The organism is Pseudomonas sp. 22189, assembly GCF_052045635.1.
Lineage (GTDB): Bacteria > Pseudomonadota > Gammaproteobacteria > Pseudomonadales > Pseudomonadaceae > Aquipseudomonas > Aquipseudomonas parakoreensis.
In genome coordinates, this window is record NZ_JBQEPG010000006.1 from 89,683 (window position 1) to 105,804 (window position 16,122).

The following is a 16,122-nucleotide window of genomic DNA, read 5'->3' on the forward strand; positions in this document are numbered from 1 at the left end:
TGCTTGGTGCTTTTACTTCTAGCGGAGCGCCGTGACTGCGCTAAAAAGGAGCAAAAACGGCGTATTTATCGGTATATCCGACTAGGTGCAACTTAATCGCCAGAAACTGGTTGCACCTTTTTTACTTTGTTGCATAGCATTCGCGCCCAAGGTGCAACCGGGAATACCCGGTGCATCGGCTGGTGGCTTTCCTGGGGAAACATCAGTCCTAAATGCGCGGGATCCCGTTTCGTCTGCCAAACATCGTCGTTTGTGTGCGATTGATCACCGCTGCTACATAAAAACAAAGCCAGGGCGTAACTTAATGAGCGTAAGCAATCCAACACTGATCACGTTCGTGATCTACATCGCAGCAATGGTGCTGATCGGCTTCATGGCCTATCGCTCCACCAACAACCTTTCCGACTACATTCTTGGCGGCCGCAGCCTCGGCAGCGTGGTAACGGCTTTGTCCGCCGGTGCTTCCGACATGAGCGGCTGGTTGCTGATGGGCCTGCCGGGCGCCATCTACATGTCCGGTCTGTCCGAAAGCTGGATCGCCATCGGCCTGATCGTCGGTGCCTACCTGAACTGGCTGTTCGTCGCTGGCCGTCTGCGCGTGCAGACCGAGCACAACGGCGATGCCCTGACCCTGCCGGACTACTTCTCCAGCCGTTTCGAAGACAAAAGCGGCCTGCTGCGCATCATCTCGGCGGTGGTGATTCTGGTGTTCTTCACCATTTACTGCGCTTCCGGCATCGTGGCCGGCGCCCGTCTGTTCGAAAGCACCTTCGGCATGTCCTACGAGACGGCGCTGTGGGCCGGTGCTGCGGCGACAATTGCCTACACCTTCGTCGGCGGTTTCCTCGCGGTGAGCTGGACTGACACCGTGCAAGCCACGCTGATGATCTTCGCTTTGCTGCTGACGCCGATCATCGTATTGCTGGCCACTGGTGGCGTCGATACCACGTTCCTCGCCATCGAAGCCCAGGATCCAAGCAACTTCGACATGCTCAAGGGCACCACCTTCATCGGCATCATCTCGCTGATGGGCTGGGGTCTGGGTTACTTCGGTCAGCCGCACATCCTCGCGCGTTTCATGGCCGCTGACTCGGTGAAGTCGATTGCCAACGCCCGTCGCATCTCCATGACCTGGATGATCCTGTGCCTGGGCGGCACCGTCGCCGTGGGCTTCTTCGGTATCGCCTACTTCTCGGCGCACCCGGAAGTGGCCGGCCCAGTCACCGAGAACCACGAACGGGTGTTCATCGAACTGGCGAAAATCCTCTTCAATCCGTGGGTGGCTGGTGTCCTGCTGTCGGCGATTCTCGCCGCGGTCATGAGCACCCTGAGCTGCCAGTTGCTGGTGTGCTCGAGCGCCCTGACCGAAGACTTCTACAAAACCTTCCTGCGCAAATCTGCTTCCCAGGTTGAGCTGGTGTGGGTCGGTCGCGCGATGGTGTTGCTGGTGGCGCTGATCGCTATCGCCATGGCCGCCAACCCGGAAAACCGCGTGCTGGGCCTGGTGTCCTACGCCTGGGCCGGTTTCGGTGCCGCGTTCGGTCCAGTAGTGCTGATCTCGGTGATCTGGAAAGACATGACCCGCAACGGCGCACTGGCCGGCATCCTGGTCGGCGCCATCACCGTGGTGGTGTGGAAGCATTTCGAGGTGATGGGTCTGTACGAAATCATCCCGGGCTTCATCTTCGCCAGTCTGGCGATTTACATCGTCAGCAAAATTGGCGAGCCAACCAAAGGCATGGTGCAGCGCTTCGAAGCGGCGGAAAAAGATTTCCACCTGAACAAGTGATGCACTGAGCTTCGGCTCACAGAAAAACGGCCCGTTTCCTACAGGAGGCGGGCTGTTTTTTTATGCCCGTGATTTCTCGAATCCTGTGGAGACCCAATGTGGGAGCGAGCCTGCTCGCGAATGCGATTGATCATTCAATGAATGTGTCGACTGACATGCCGCATTCGCGAGCAGGCTCGCTCCCACAGTTGTTCGGTGGTGATTTTGAGAGAGTTGTCTGTAGTCGATTGCGCCAATATCCGAAGGCTTTTTCGCCAGAAAAAGTAGGGCAAATCTGATTTTCCCGTCACCCGTCCAACACCCGTTGCCCCTCATGCAGAATCGCCCGCCCTCAATCTGCAGAGACACATCGGATGTTCGCGCCTGCCAATCAACCGCGTTTCACGTTGACCCTTGAAGGCGCCCAATTTGATCTCAAAGTCCTTGAGTTCACGGGCAAGGAAGCCATCAGCCAACCCTTTCGCTTCGACCTGGAACTGGTCAGTGAACGGCCCGATCTGGACCTCGAGAGCCTGCTGCACCGTCAGGCGTTTCTGGGCTTCGATGCGGAAGGTTCCGGTGTCCATGGTCAGATTTATCGAGTCGGGCAGGGTGATTCCGGGAAACGTCTGACGCGCTATCACCTGAGCCTGGTACCGCGTCTGACGTACCTCGGGCATCGCATCAACCAGCGGATTTTTCAGCATCAGACGGTGCCGCAAATCGTCGCGCAGGTGCTCAAGGATCATTCGATTCTGCGCGATGCTTTTGAATTTCGCCTGGGCAGCGAGTACCCGGAGCGCGAGTACTGCGTGCAATACGCCGAAAGTGACCTCGCGTTTATCCAGCGCCTGTGCGCCGAAGTCGGCATTCATTATCACTTTCAGCACAGTCCGGAAGGTCACCTATTGGTGTTCGGTGATGATCAGACGGTGTTCCCGAAACTGGCTCAACCGACGCTTTATCTGCCCGGCAGCGGCATGGCCGGTGGCGCGCCGGCGATCAATCGTTTCAATGTTCGCGTGGAAACCCGTACCAGCGTAGTGACCCGGCGCGATTACAACTTCATCAAGCCGCGCCTGCAGCTGCAAAGTCGGGTCGACGGTGAGCAGCGCCCGGTGCTAGAGGATTATCACTTCCCCGGCCAATTCAACGATCGTGAAACCGGCAGGCACCTGGCCCAAAGAGCGCTTGAGCGACATGTCGCCGATTACCGTCAGGCCGAAGGCATCAGCGACGTATCTGCACTGGTGTGCGGACATTTCCTGCAACTGACCGAACACCCGCGCCGGGACTGGAATGACCTGTGGCTGCTCACCGCCATCGAACACCGTGGGCGGCAGCCGCAAGTGCTGGAGGAATCGGTCACCAGCGATGGGGAAACATTCCAGGGTTACCGTAATACCTTTCTTGCTACGCCGTGGGAGGTGTTCTTCCGCCCAGCCCTCGGCCCGGAAAAGCCACGGATGCTTGGCTATCAACCTGCCGTCGTCACCGGGCCGCACGACGCGGAAATCCACTGCGACGAGTACGGTCGGGTCAAGGTGCAACTGGCCTGGGATCGCGACGGCGAGCTCAACGAGCATTCCAGTTGCTGGTTGCGTGTGGCAACCGGTTGGGCACATGACCATTACGGCAGCGTGCTGATCCCGCGAGTCGGCATGGAAGTGCTGGTCGGTTTCATCGACGCCGATGCCGACAAGCCGTTGGTGATGGGGTGCCTGCCGAATGCCGCGACCCCGGTACCGCTGGACCTCCCGGCGGACAAGACCCGCAGCATCTTCCGCAGCCACAGCAGCCCCGGTGGCGGTGGTTACAACGAGCTGCGCATCGAGGACAAAAAGGGCGCTGAAGAAATCTACCTGCGCGCCCAGCGCAACTGGACCCAGCATGTACTGCACGACCAGCAGGTGCAGGTCGACAACCAGCGCAGCATCGTCGTCACGGGCACCGCCAAACATGAGTTGAAGGCCGACGAACAGCGCATCACCCACGGCCAGCGCCAGATCGAAGTCAAACAGGACGATCACCTGACGGTGGTCGGCGATCGGCATATTCGGGTGAGCAACCAGGCCACCAGCGCCAGCGCACAAATCCACGTCAGTGCCGGGCAGCAAGTGGTGATCGACGGCGGCGCGAGCGCCACGATTCAGGCCGGCGGGCAGTGGATCAACATCGGGCCTGGCGGGATCTTCAGTAGCGTGCCGATTCAGGTCGGTGGCGCGCCGATGGCGGCGATGAGCGCGGCACCCGGTGTGCCGGGACTGCCAGCGAAACTTGCAGCGGCACCGGCGGCCATGCTCACCGCCGCACAAATCATGAGCTTTAAAGGTGATGCGCCATTCTGCGAAGAGTGCGAGCGCTGCAAGGACGGTGTTTGTGCAGCCTGAGTGCCTGACGCCTTCAGCGTGGCTGGCGCGTGAGCCGCTAAAACCTGCGGAGCAACTGTTCGTGATTTTCAGTAATGCCAGCGACGCCAGGCCTCCGCTGGTCGGACCCAACCCGATCTGGGCGGACACGATCTACGCCGAGTGGGACGTGGTAATGCCCTTTGTGGGAATTGTCGCGCCGGACAGTGCGTTTCTCGATTGGGTGGCCTCTACCGAGTCTCGCGACTGGGGGTGGTTGGCGGTGTCCTCGGCGAGCCTGGAGGGGGTAGTTGAGCACTTTCGCAGCCTGACTCAAGTGCTGATGCCGGACGGCGCAGCGGTGTTTTTTCGCTTCTGGGATGGGCGTTTTGTGTTGCCGATCCTGCAGTCCGACGAAGTGCAATCTGCGCAGTTGATGCCGGTGATTTCGCGCGGCTTGATCAATGGACAGGCCGTGGAGATCGGGGGCAGGGCGCAGGTTTCGGGGCGAGTGTTTCCTTGGTGGAAAGTACCGGGGTCGGTCTTGGCCGCAACAGCTGATGACATTCGCATCGGCAATGCTGTGCAGTGGCTGAGCGAGGAGCATCCTGCCTTGTTCGAGGCCTTTCCCGAGCCGGTTTTACGTTGCAAGGTCAGGCGGTTTTTTCAGGTTTCAGCGTCGGAAGAAACGTCGCAATCGGCGTTATTGGACCATTTGCAGGACGAAGCAGAATGAAACTTCCGGGCGAAGTCCAAGGATCAGCGATGTTCGCGTCCTGGGCTTTGATAAAGCTTTCGATGGGTTGTTGAGGCAACTGAACTGTGGCGAGGGGATGAATCCCCTCGCCACAGGTATTGGACCGGATCTTAAGGTGTAAGAGGGCCGCTCAGCCTCCAACCCCTGACTTGCCGCCCGGTAAAAGGTAAACTTCACGGCCCTCGCAGGAGCAGCCATGAATTATCGTCACGCCTTCCATGCCGGCAATCACGCCGATGTGTTCAAACACCTGACCTTGACCCGCCTCATCGCCCTGATGTCGCGCAAGGAACAGCCGTTTGCCTATCTCGATACGCACGCCGGTATCGGTCTGTATGACTTGCAGGGCGATCAGGCCAACCGTACCGGCGAGTACCTGGAAGGCATCGCACGTTTGTGGGATCAGCCGGATCTGCCGGCGCTGACCGCCGACTACATGAAGGTGCTGCACGAGATGAACCCGGATGGCCAGTTGCGCTACTACCCGGGCTCACCGGAGCTGGCGCGGCGTCTGACCCGGCCGCAGGATCGGGTGATGCTCAATGAGAAACACCCGGAAGACGGCGTGCAGCTCAAGGAGAACATGGCCGGTGATCGTCGGGTCAAGGTGCATCTGGGCGAGGGCTGGCATGTGGCGCGGGCGATGCTGCCGGTGCAGGAGAAGCGTGCGGTGATGTTGATCGATCCGCCGTTCGAGCAGCTCGACGAGATGCAAAAGTGTGCGGCGTCGCTGAAAGAAGCAATTGGCCGCATGCGCCAGACCGTTGCGGCGATCTGGTATCCGGTGAAGGATCAGCGTGCACTGCGTCGTTTCTATCAGGATCTGGCCGGTACCGGTGCGCCGAAGTTGCTGCGCGTGGAACTGTTGGTGCATCCGCTGGATACGCCGAACAGCCTGAACGGCTCCGGCATGGCGATTGCCAATCCGCCGTGGGGGCTGGAGGAAGAATTGCGCGAGTTGCTGCCGTGGTTGTCGAAGAAGCTTGGGCAGACTCAGGGTGGATGGCAGATGGATTGGTTGATTGCTGAAAGCTGATCAACTGTTTTAGCGGTGTCTGAACGGACGCCTTCGCGGGCAAGCCCGCTCCCACAAAGTACTGCGCCATTTTGAAGTCGGCGCTAAACCTGTGGGAGCGGGCTTGCCCGCGATGCTTTGGGGTTTAGTTACCCGCCAGGCTCGGTGGCATGCACACGCCGGTGCCGCCGATCCCGCAATAACCTTCAGGGTTTTTCGCCAGGTATTGCTGGTGATAGGCCTCGGCGAAATACACGGTCGGCGCCTGTTCGATTTCGGTGCTGATTTCGCCCAGGCCTGCCTTCGACAGTTCAGCCTGATACACCGCTTTGCTCTTCAGCGCCGCGTCCAGTTGCTCTGGCGAGGTCGCGTAGATCACCGAGCGGTATTGAGTGCCGATGTCATTGCCCTGACGCATGCCCTGAGTCGGGTTGTGCAGTTCCCAGAACATCGCCAGCAGCTCTTCGTAGCTGACCTTGGCTTTGTCATACACCACCAGCACCACTTCGGCGTGGCCGGTCAGGCCCGAGCAGACTTCTTCGTAAGTCGGGTTCGGCGTGTAGCCACCGGCGTAACCGACCACGGTGCTGACCACGCCTTCGCGCTGCCAGAAACGGCGCTCCGCGCCCCAAAAGCAACCCAGACCGAAGATCGCGAAGTCGACGTCCTGGAAAAACGGGCCGAGCAACGGGGTTTCTTCGAAGACGAAATGCTTTTCAGGCAGGGTCATCGCGGTTTCGCGGCCGGGTAGAGCTTGGTCTTTGGTCGGTAGCACGTTTTTGTTCACCAGAATTTCCGAGCGCAGAACCATGATCGTTCCTCTCAGTCAGGATGGGATGTAAAAAATCAGACCGCCAGTGTGCCGAATGATGCCGGATTTCGCACTATTCAATGTAGGAGCAGCCTGCGGCAGCTCCTACATGAAAGGGCGGCGAGGGCTACAGGCAGAGCGGGCCGCGCGGGTAGCGCTTGAGCGCCTGGATCAGCTCGCCGCCGGGGATCGGCCGGTCGAACAGGTAGCCCTGGCCGACGTCGCAACGGTGGCGACGCAGGAACGCCAGTTGCTCGGCGGTCTCGATGCCTTCGGCCACGACCTTGAGCTTCAGGTTGTGCGCCATGGCGATCACCGCGGAGGTGATTTCCATGTCGTCCTGGTTGTCGGGGATTTCGTGGATGAAGCTGCGATCGATCTTGATGATGTCGATCGGGAATTTCTTCAGGTAACTGAGCGACGAGTAACCGGTGCCGAAGTCGTCCATGGCCAGGGTCAGGCCCAGACGCTTGAGCTGATCGAGCTGCAAGTGCGTATCTTCGGTGGCTTCCAGCAGCAAACCTTCGGTCAGCTCCAGTTCGAGCAGGCTGGCCGGCAGCGCTTCTTCCTTGAGGATGTTGGCGATGGACGCGACCAGATCCGGGTCGGAGAACTGCTTGGGTGACAGGTTGATCGCCACTTGCAGATTGCCCATGCCCGCGGCGGTCAGCGCTTTGCTCATGCGGCAGGCCTGGCGGGCAATCCACTTGCCGATCGGAATGATCAGGCCGGTCTCTTCGGCAACGCTGATGAACTGGTCCGGGCGGATCATCCCGCGCTCCGGGTGGTTCCAGCGCAGCAGTGCTTCCATGCCCAGCAGGCGACCGCTGCGCAGGCATAGCTTGGGCTGGTAGAACACGTCCAGCTCGTTCTGGGTCAGGGCGCGGCGCAGGTTGTTCTCGACGAACAGCTTGTAGCTGGCCTCGGCATTCAGCGCTTCGGTGAAGACTTGCACCTGATGCTTGCCGTTGGCCTTGGCCTTGTGCAGGGCCAGACCGGCGTTGCGCATCAGGGTTTGCGGATCGCGGCCGTGCAGCGGCGCGCAGGCCAGGCCCACGGAGCCGGTGACGCTGATCAGCTGGTTGTCGACGAACATCGGTTTGTCGAGGGTCGCCAGCAACTGGTTGGCGATCTGCTGGCCAGTGGCGAGATCAGTGTCGTCGAGCAGAACGGCGAACTCGTTACTGGCGAAGCGCGCGAGGCTGCCGCTCGGGCTGAGGCTGTTGCGCAGGCGCCGGGCGAGGCTGATCAACAGTTTGTCGCCGGTCTGGTGACCGAGGCTGTCGTTGATCCGCTTGAAGTTGTCGATGTCCACCAGCAGCAGGCTGATCGGTGTATCGCTATCGCGGGCGAAGCGCTCGTCCAGATTGCGGATAAACGCCGGGCGGTTGCCGAGGTTGGTCAGATTGTCGGTGTACGCCAGACGCTCGATGCGCTGTTGCGCCAGTTTGGTCTGAGTGATGTCTTCGTAGATGCCGATGTAGTGCGTCAGCTCGCGGTTATCGCCATACACCTTGGAGATCGACAACTGGCCCCAATACGGTTCGAGGTTCTTGCGCCGGCTTTTGAATTCGCCCTGCCAGCTGTTGCTCTTGGCCAGCGCCGATGGCGCGTCAAACAGCAGCTCGCTGAGGTTTTCCAGCGCCGGCAGTTCCGACAGGCGCTGGCCGTGGACTTCCTCGGTGGTGTACTGGGTGATCGCGGTGAAACTCGGGTTGACGTACTCGACCACGCCGTCGCAATTGACCAGCAAAAAGGCGTTGGCGCTTTGCTCGACCGCGCGCTGGAACAGGTGCAGGGCGCTGGTGGCGGTGCGGCGGTTGTGGTTGTTGATGACCTGGGCGAACTGATCCGCCAGTTCACCGGCAAAGGCGATTTCATCGGACTGCCAGGCGCGGGTGACGCCGGTCTGCTCCAGACAGAGCACGCCGACCACCTGGCCGTCGACGCGGATGCTGGCGTCGAGCATGGCGTTGACGTCGCGCGGGCGCAGGGCTTCGGCCATCTCGCGGGTGCGCGGGTCGCGCATCGCATTATGCGCGTCGATGGCGCGGCTGCCGTGCAGCGCTTCCATGTAGTCGGGGAAGCCGCTGATGTCGATCACCTCCGGCAGGAGGTATTCCTGCGTTGCGCGGTGATACGCGGAAATCGGCACCAGCAGATTGCCTTCGAGGTTCCACAGGCTGGCGCAGTCGATTTCATAGATGTCGCAGGCGCAGCGGGTGATCAGTTCGGCGGCTTCCTGCAGCGAGTTGTGGCTGCTGTAGCGCTGGCGGGCAAGCAGCAGAATCAGATCCTGCTGGGCGCGCACCCGATCAAGGTGCTGCAGTTGTTCCTGCTGGGCGCGCTGGTTGAGTTCGAGGGCAATCTGCAGGCGCGAGTTCTGGGTTTCGAGGTCGACCGAGGGCAACGCAGGCGCTTCGTCGAAGACATCATCGACCGCCAGCAAATAACCGCGCAGCAAGTGTCGATTGTGCTGCTTATAAGCTTCGCCGAGTTCGAGGATGCTCAGCACGCCAGCGGCGGTGTGCAGGGTGTAGCGCACCAGATAATGCGGGCTGTCGCGCAGTTGCTGCTGGATCGCGTCGTGCAACTGATAGCGCGCTTCCGGCTCCATCAGACTGGCATACGGTGAACCGACCAGTGCACAGAGCTCGACGGCCGGCTGGCCGAACTGGCGTTCGCAGTTGGGATCGAGAAACAGCATCGCCCAACTGGCTTCATTCAAGCGCTCGAAACGCAGCATGCCGAGCCGCGAGGGCACAGGCAACTGCGTCACTACCTCGGCCGCCATACGGCTGGCGGCATCGGGTTGGCTCTTCATGAAGGAACTCGCTTGGAAATATGCTGAACGCGCGGGCTCTCGCCCTCTTTACTGTTGCCTGCGGCAAGGTTGCATCATTGCGGCACCGACTGACAAGAGAGATGAAGGCCAAGTGCTATAAGAATGTGTCGGCCGCTCGGGGCATTTCTCCAGTGTGTGGTTGAAAAGAGCAAAAGATCGCAGCCTGCGGCAGCTCCTACAGGGGATGCATGCCAATGTAGGAGCTGCCGAAGGCTGCGATCTTTCAAGATCTCAGCGTAATTTCAGGCTGATCGATTGCAGCTTGTTGCCATCACGATCATGGTAATTGACCAGAATTTGATCAGTCTCGACGACTACATGGGCGAAGTTGTCTTCGCTGACGACCGGGCTGGTCAACTCATGCTGATAATCACCCGTCGCCGTGCGCGCCAGCGGTCGATCGAGGATGAACGTCGACGCCTTGGCATAGGGCAACAGCTTGCTGTTGCACAGCGGCGAGGAAACGATGGTGTGGACTTCGAAATCCGGGTCTTCACTATGCGTCAGGCGCGAGGTCAGCGAGCCATGCACATCGCCCGAGACAAACACGACATTCCTGATGCGTCGGGTGCGGATGGTTTCCAGCAGGCGCAGGCGCTGCTCCGGGAAAGCTTTCCAGGCGTCGTCGCCCAGCAGTTGGCGATCCGGGTAGAACATTACGCTGGTCACGACGAATTTCACCCGCGCTGGACTATTGATCAGCCATGCGATCAATGCCTGTTCCTGCGCCTCATCAAGTATGCGGCGATCATCGGCTGACAGGTTGCGGCGGGTGCGGCTGTCGGTCACAAACCATTCGATATCACCGTCACTGAATTGATACCAGTAGTGCTCGAGTTTTGCCCGATTCACCTTTTCCTTAGTTGTAAGTTCATGCGCCGGGCTGTGGCTGACTTGATAGATTTCATAGGCGGCCATTGCATTGCGATATAGCACTTGATCTGATTGTTTGGCATTCGCCGGCCAATTGTCTTCGATTTCGTGATCGTCCAGGATCATGTAAGTCGAAGTGCCGGACATCAAGCGCTGAATGTTCGGCTGAGAGAAGGCCGCACGGTACTTGCTGAGGATATCCTTATATTCACGATCAGGTGCGAACAGATTAAGGTCGTCGAGATAAACCTGATCACCCGTCATCAGGGTGGCACTGATCGGCGGCTGGGCACCTTCGATCAATTGGTTGATGGAGGCAAAGATCCGGTCACCCAGATGGGGCAGCACCGGCACCCCCGCCGTCATGCGCAAATAGCGGCAAGAGCCGACGATATAGGCCTTTGGCTGCAGGGCAGTGCTTGAACGGGTGCGCAATCGATAGATTTCCCGCGGCCACTGCAGCGGCAGTTCGGCGACACTGTCCACGGTATGGACCGGATTCATCGGGCTGAACCAGCCGGTCTGGTATTCATATTCGGTGTCACTGCTCAAGTTGTTGAGGGTGAACACTTCGGTCATGTCGCGCAGCGCACTGGGTTCGGCGAAAGTACTAGCTGACCACTGTTGTGTTCCAGACTTCCGATAGCGAATGGCGGCAAATACCGGTGCGTTGCCTTGCTTGTCGGCGCGCATGAGTATACGCGCGTGATGAGTTGTCGTGTGGCCGATAATCGGGCCAATAGTTGGCTTGAACATATTCGAGTCCGTTCGAGTAAGTTTCGTTTTTTATAAATAACGCAGGAAAATCGTTATTTAATCCGAGGGCAGAGATTAGTTGCCTGTCGATGAAAAATATCGAGACGAATTCGACTGCAGTCGTAGTTCAAGTAAACCCAACTTGTAGGAAGAGCCGCTGCACTTTTTTCAGGGCAAAAAAAGCCCCGTCAAACTGACGGGGTTGAGGTGCGAGCGTGTGGCGCTCGAAAACGTGGAACGCAGTCGGCCCTCCGTTGCCGGAGGGCCGAACGCTTTACAGCAGGATGGTGCGGATGTCGCCCAGCAGGCTGCCCAGACGCTGGGTGAAGCGTGCAGCAGCGGCGCCGTTGATCACACGGTGATCGTAGGACAGCGACAGTGGCAGCATCAGTTTCGGCTGGAAGGCTTTGCCGTCCCAGACTGGCTGAATGGTTGCCTTGGAAACACCGAGGATCGCCACTTCCGGCGCGTTGACGATCGGCGTGAAGCCGGTGCCGCCAATGTGGCCGAGGCTGGAAATGGTGAAGCAGGCGCCTTGCATTTCGTCCGAAGAAAGCTTCTTGGTGCGGGCTTTTTCAGCCAGCGAAGCAGCTTCTGCAGCCAGTTGCAGCAGGCTCTTCTGGTCGACGTTCTTGATGACCGGTACCAACAGGCCATCTGGAGTGTCCACCGCGAAACCGATGTTGACGTACTTCTTGCGAATGATCGCCTTGCCGCTTGGCGCCAGCGAACTGTTGAAGTCCGGCAGTTCCTTGAGCAGGTGCGCACAAGTCTTGAGCAGCAGCGGCAGGATGGTCAGCTTGACGCCGGCCTTCTCCGCGACGGCTTTCTGCGCAACGCGGAACGCTTCCAGCTCGGTGATATCCGCCGAGTCGAATTGCGTCACGTGCGGCACGTTCAGCCAGCTGCGGTGCAGGTTGGCCGCGCCGACCTGCATCAGACGGGTCATCGGCACTTCTTCGATTTCGCCGAAGCGGCTGAAGTCCACCACCGGAATCGGCGGGATGCCCGCGCCGCCGGTTGCGCCGCCAGCAGCTGGCGCTTCCTTGGCCTTCTGCATCATCGCCTTGACGTAAACCTGCACGTCTTCCTTGAGGATGCGACCGTGCGGACCGCTGGCGCCAACAGCGCTCAGCTCGACGCCGAACTCACGGGCCAGTTGACGCACGGCCGGGCCGGCGTGAACTTTGGCACCAGGCTTGGCCGGAGCAGCAACCGGAGCGGCAGCAGCAGGTGCAGCGGCAGCCGGAGCAGCAGCGGCCGGTGCCGGAGCGCTTGGCGCAGCGGCGGCAGCTGGAGCCGGGGCAGCAGCAGGGGCTGCGCCTTTGACTTTCAGCTTGAGGATCAGGTCGCCGGTACCGACTTCGTCGTCCAGCTTGATCGAAACGCTTTCCACCACGCCAGCGGCAGGCGATGGGATTTCCATGCTTGCCTTGTCGGATTCGAGGGTGATCAGCGACTGGTCGGCTTCAACGCTGTCACCAGCCTTGACCAGGACTTCGATGATCTTGGCCTTGCCGGCCGAACCAATGTCCGGAACGTGGATGTCCTGAACGCTGTCAGCCACTGGAGCAGCCGGGGCTGCCGCAGGAGCAGGCGCAGCAGCGGCCGGCGCAGCAGCCTGAGCCGGAGCGGCCGCAGCCGGGGCCGCAGCACCCGTCACTTCCAGATCCAGAATCAGGTCGCCAGTGCCGACTTCGTCGTTGAGCTTGACGCTGATGGCCTTGACCACGCCCGCGGCAGGCGACGGGATTTCCATGCTCGCCTTGTCGGATTCCAGGGTGATCAAAGATTGATCAGCCTCGACGGTGTCGCCAACCTTGACCTGGATCTCGATGATCTGGGCCTTGCCCGACGAACCGATGTCCGGCACGTGCACTTGCTGCACCGAAGCGGTAGCCGGGGCAGCGGCTGGCGCGGCTGGAGCAGGAGCGGCAGCCGGTTTGGCTTCAGCTTTTGCAGCCGGTGCAGCAGCAGGCGCAGGAGCCGCTTGCGCGGCGCCCTCAACTTCCAGTTCGAGCAGTTCGTCGCCTTCTTTCAGGCGGTCGCCCAGCTTCACTTTCAGGCTCTTGATGACGCCGGCTTTCGGGGCCGGCACTTCCATGCTGGCCTTGTCCGATTCCAGGGTCAGAATGCTCTGGTCGGCTTCGATGCGGTCGCCGACCTTCACAAACAGTTCAATTACTTCACCTTCACCGCTGCCGATGTCAGGTACGCGAATGAGTTCGCTCACAAAATGTCTCCTCAGCAGTCCAGTGGGTTGCGTTTTTCCGGGTCGATGCCGAACTTGACGATGGCCTCGGCCACCACTTTAGGTTCGATATCACCACGGTCAGCCAGTGCTTCCAGGGCTGCCAACACCACGAAATGACGGTCGACTTCGAAGAAATGACGCAGTTTCTTGCGGCTGTCGCTGCGGCCGAAACCGTCGGTGCCCAGGACTTTGAATTCCTTGGACGGTACCCACTGACGGATCTGCTCGGCGAACAGCTTCATGTAGTCGGTAGAGGCGATGACCGGACCCTTACGGCCGCTCAGGCACTCTTCAACGTAGCTCTGCTTGGGCTTCTGGCCAGGCTTCAGACGGTTGCTGCGCTCTACGGCCAGGCCGTCGCGACGCAGTTCGTTGAAGCTGGTAACGCTCCATACGTCAGCGCCGATGTTGAACTCTTCACGCAGAATCTTCGCCGCCTCACGCACTTCACGCAGGATGGTGCCGGAGCCCATCAGCTGTACGTGATGCGCTGCATCGCGGGTGTCTTCTTCGAGCAGGTACATGCCTTTCTTGATGCCTTCTTCGGCACCGGCCGGCATGGCTGGCTGCTGGTACGACTCGTTCATCACGGTGATGTAATAGAAGATGTCCTGTTGCTCTTCGGTCATCTTCTTCATGCCGTCCTGAATGATCACCGCCAGCTCGTAGCCGTAGGTTGGATCGTAGGTGCGGCAGTTCGGGATGGTCGCGGCCAGCAGGTGGCTGTGACCGTCTTCGTGTTGCAGGCCTTCACCGTTCAGGGTGGTACGGCCGGCGGTGCCGCCGATCAGGAAACCACGGGTACGGCTGTCGCCAGCGGCCCAGGCCAGGTCACCGATACGCTGGAAGCCGAACATCGAGTAGAAGATGTAGAACGGCAGCATCGGCTGGTTGTGGCTGGAGTACGAAGTACCGGCGGCGATGAAGGAACTCATGGCGCCCGCTTCGTTGATGCCTTCTTCAAGGATCTGACCTTTCTGGTCTTCCTTGTAGAACATCACCTGGTCTTTATCGACTGGCTCGTAGAGCTGGCCGACGGAGGAGTAGATGCCCAACTGACGGAACATGCCTTCCATACCGAAGGTACGGGCTTCGTCCGGGATGATCGGCACGATGCGCGGGCCGATTTCCTTGTCCTTGACCAGTTGCGCGAGGATGCGCACGAAGGCCATGGTGGTGGAAATTTCACGGTCGCCCGAGCCGTCGAGGATGGCTTTCAGGGTGTCCAGGTCCGGCGTCGGTACGCTGAAGCTCTGCGCGCGACGCTGTGGCACGAAACCGCCCAGTGCGGCACGGCGCTCGCTCAGGTAGCGGGCTTCGGCGCTGTTTGGCTCCGGCTTGAAGAACGGCAGGTTCTCCAGCTCTTCGTCCTTGACCGGGATGTCGAAGCGGTCGCGGAACAACTTCAGGCTGTCGACATCGACTTTCTTGGTGTTGTGCGCGGTGTTTTTCGCTTCGCCGGCACCGGTGCCATAACCCTTGATGGTCTTGGCCAGGATGACGGTAGGTTGTTCTTTGTGGTTGACCGCTTCGTGGTACGCCGCATAGACCTTGTACGGGTCGTGGCCGCCACGGTTGAGTTTCCAGATCTCGTCGTCGGACAGATCGGCAACCATTGCCTTGAGTTCAGGCGTGTTGAAGAAGTGCTCGCGAACGAACGCGCCGTCTTTGGCTTTGTAGTTCTGGTACTCGCCGTCGATGACTTCGTCCATGCGACGTTGCAGGATGCCGTCGACGTCCTTGGCCAGCAGTGGGTCCCAGAAACGGCCCCAGATGACTTTGGTCACGTTCCACTGTGCACCGCGGAACACGCCTTCGAGTTCCTGGATGATCTTGCCGTTGCCGCGAACCGGGCCGTCGAGGCGCTGCAGGTTGCAGTTGATGACGAAGATCAGGTTGTCCAGCTTCTCGCGGCCGGCCAGGGAGATGGCGCCCAAGGATTCCGGCTCGTCGCACTCGCCGTCGCCCAGGAAACACCAGACTTTCTGTTTGCCCGGCTGGATGAAACCGCGGTGTTCCAGGTACTTCATGAAGCGTGCCTGGTAGATCGCCTGGATCGGACCCAGACCCATGGATACGGTCGGGAACTGCCAGAAGTCAGGCATCAGCCAAGGGTGCGGATAGGACGAGAGGCCCTGACCGTCGACTTCCTGGCGGAAGTTGTTCATCTGGTCTTCGGTAATGCGGCCTTCCATGAACGCACGGGCGTAAACGCCTGGCGAGGTGTGGCCCTGGAAGTAGATCAGGTCGCCGCCGTGTTCGTCGGTCGGGGCCTGGAAGAAGTAGTTGAAGCCGATGTCATACAGGGTCGCGCTGGAAGCGAAGCTGGAGATGTGACCACCCAGGTCAGAATCTTTCAGGTTCGTACGCATTACCATGGCCATCGCGTTCCAGCGCACCAGCGAGCGAATGCGGCGTTCCATGAACAGGTCGCCAGGCATGCGTGCTTCGTGGGTTACCGGGATGGTGTTGCGGTAAGGCGTGGTGATGGCGTAAGGGAGCTGCGAACCGCTGCGGGTCGCCAGTTCACCCATACGGGTCATCAGATAGTGAGCACGGTCTTCGCCTTCTTTGTCGAGAACCGATTCCAGGGCGTCCAGCCATTCCTGGGTTTCGACGGGATCGAGGTCTTGCATGGCTTGCTCCAGGGCGGAAAGGCTTCCAGAATCGGTTGCCTGAGTTTGCGACTGGCCTT

Annotated in this window: 9 protein-coding genes; 4 read left to right on the plus strand and 5 right to left on the minus strand. The window is 59.9% G+C overall.

The window, feature by feature from the left end:
* Positions 1-304 precede the first annotated feature (304 nt).
* The 4 genes from putP (at position 305) to ACTJKS_RS08145 (ending at position 5,909) form a co-directional block, all read left to right on the plus strand.
* The gene (gene putP / locus ACTJKS_RS08130; RefSeq protein WP_108181475.1) at positions 305-1,789 is read left to right on the plus strand and encodes a sodium/proline symporter PutP; all 1,485 of its coding nucleotides are present in this window, start codon (positions 305-307) and stop codon (positions 1,787-1,789) included.
* Between the two features lie 353 nt (positions 1,790-2,142).
* Positions 2,143-4,158: a type VI secretion system Vgr family protein gene (locus ACTJKS_RS08135; protein ID WP_108181477.1), complete on the plus strand. Its 2,016-nt coding sequence runs from the start codon at positions 2,143-2,145 to the stop codon at positions 4,156-4,158.
* On the plus strand, positions 4,148-4,852 hold the full coding sequence (locus ACTJKS_RS08140) for a DUF4123 domain-containing protein (RefSeq protein WP_108181478.1): 705 nt from the start codon (positions 4,148-4,150) through the stop codon (positions 4,850-4,852). The genes ACTJKS_RS08135 and ACTJKS_RS08140 overlap by 11 nt, the downstream gene beginning before the upstream one ends.
* Positions 4,853-5,069: 217 nt before the next feature.
* Entirely contained in the window at positions 5,070-5,909 is an 840-nt protein-coding gene (locus ACTJKS_RS08145; protein WP_003220988.1) for a 23S rRNA (adenine(2030)-N(6))-methyltransferase RlmJ, read from the plus strand.
* Between the two features lie 124 nt (positions 5,910-6,033).
* Here ACTJKS_RS08145 and msrA read toward each other — a convergent pair whose 3' ends face one another.
* The 5 genes from msrA to aceE form a co-directional block, all read right to left on the minus strand.
* A complete protein-coding gene (gene msrA, locus ACTJKS_RS08150; RefSeq protein WP_047290930.1) occupies positions 6,034-6,699 on the minus strand; it encodes a peptide-methionine (S)-S-oxide reductase MsrA in 666 nt (221 codons plus the stop codon).
* A gap of 127 nt (positions 6,700-6,826) precedes the next feature.
* On the minus strand, positions 6,827-9,523 hold the full coding sequence (locus tag ACTJKS_RS08155; RefSeq protein WP_108181479.1) for a putative bifunctional diguanylate cyclase/phosphodiesterase: 2,697 nt from the start codon (positions 9,521-9,523) through the stop codon (positions 6,827-6,829).
* A 252-nt stretch (positions 9,524-9,775) separates the two neighbouring features.
* Entirely contained in the window at positions 9,776-11,173 is a 1,398-nt protein-coding gene (locus ACTJKS_RS08160) for an alkaline phosphatase D family protein (RefSeq protein WP_262947738.1), read from the minus strand.
* A gap of 274 nt (positions 11,174-11,447) precedes the next feature.
* Positions 11,448-13,406, minus strand: coding sequence for a dihydrolipoyllysine-residue acetyltransferase (gene aceF, locus ACTJKS_RS08165; RefSeq protein WP_262947739.1), 1,959 nt, complete (start codon positions 13,404-13,406; stop codon positions 11,448-11,450).
* Positions 13,407-13,417: 11 nt separating this feature from the next.
* Positions 13,418-16,063, minus strand: a complete 2,646-nt coding sequence (gene aceE / locus ACTJKS_RS08170; RefSeq protein WP_003220999.1) for a pyruvate dehydrogenase (acetyl-transferring), homodimeric type — start codon at positions 16,061-16,063, stop codon at positions 13,418-13,420.
* Positions 16,064-16,122 lie beyond the last annotated feature (59 nt).

What these genes read in the sequence shown, in the direction of transcription:
- ACTJKS_RS08155 (WP_108181479.1), bottom strand. Translation starts at nt 9,523, where the DNA reads ATGAAGAGCCAACCCGATGCCGCCAGCCGTATGGCGGCCGAGGTAGTG.
- ACTJKS_RS08145 (WP_003220988.1), top strand. Translation starts at nt 5,070, where the DNA reads ATGAATTATCGTCACGCCTTCCATGCCGGCAATCACGCCGATGTGTTC.
- ACTJKS_RS08135 (WP_108181477.1), top strand. Translation starts at nt 2,143, where the DNA reads ATGTTCGCGCCTGCCAATCAACCGCGTTTCACGTTGACCCTTGAAGGC.
- ACTJKS_RS08160 (WP_262947738.1), bottom strand. Translation starts at nt 11,173, where the DNA reads ATGTTCAAGCCAACTATTGGCCCGATTATCGGCCACACGACAACTCAT.
- msrA (WP_047290930.1), bottom strand. Translation starts at nt 6,699, where the DNA reads ATGGTTCTGCGCTCGGAAATTCTGGTGAACAAAAACGTGCTACCGACC.
- aceE (WP_003220999.1), bottom strand. Translation starts at nt 16,063, where the DNA reads ATGCAAGACCTCGATCCCGTCGAAACCCAGGAATGGCTGGACGCCCTG.
- putP (WP_108181475.1), top strand. Translation starts at nt 305, where the DNA reads ATGAGCGTAAGCAATCCAACACTGATCACGTTCGTGATCTACATCGCA.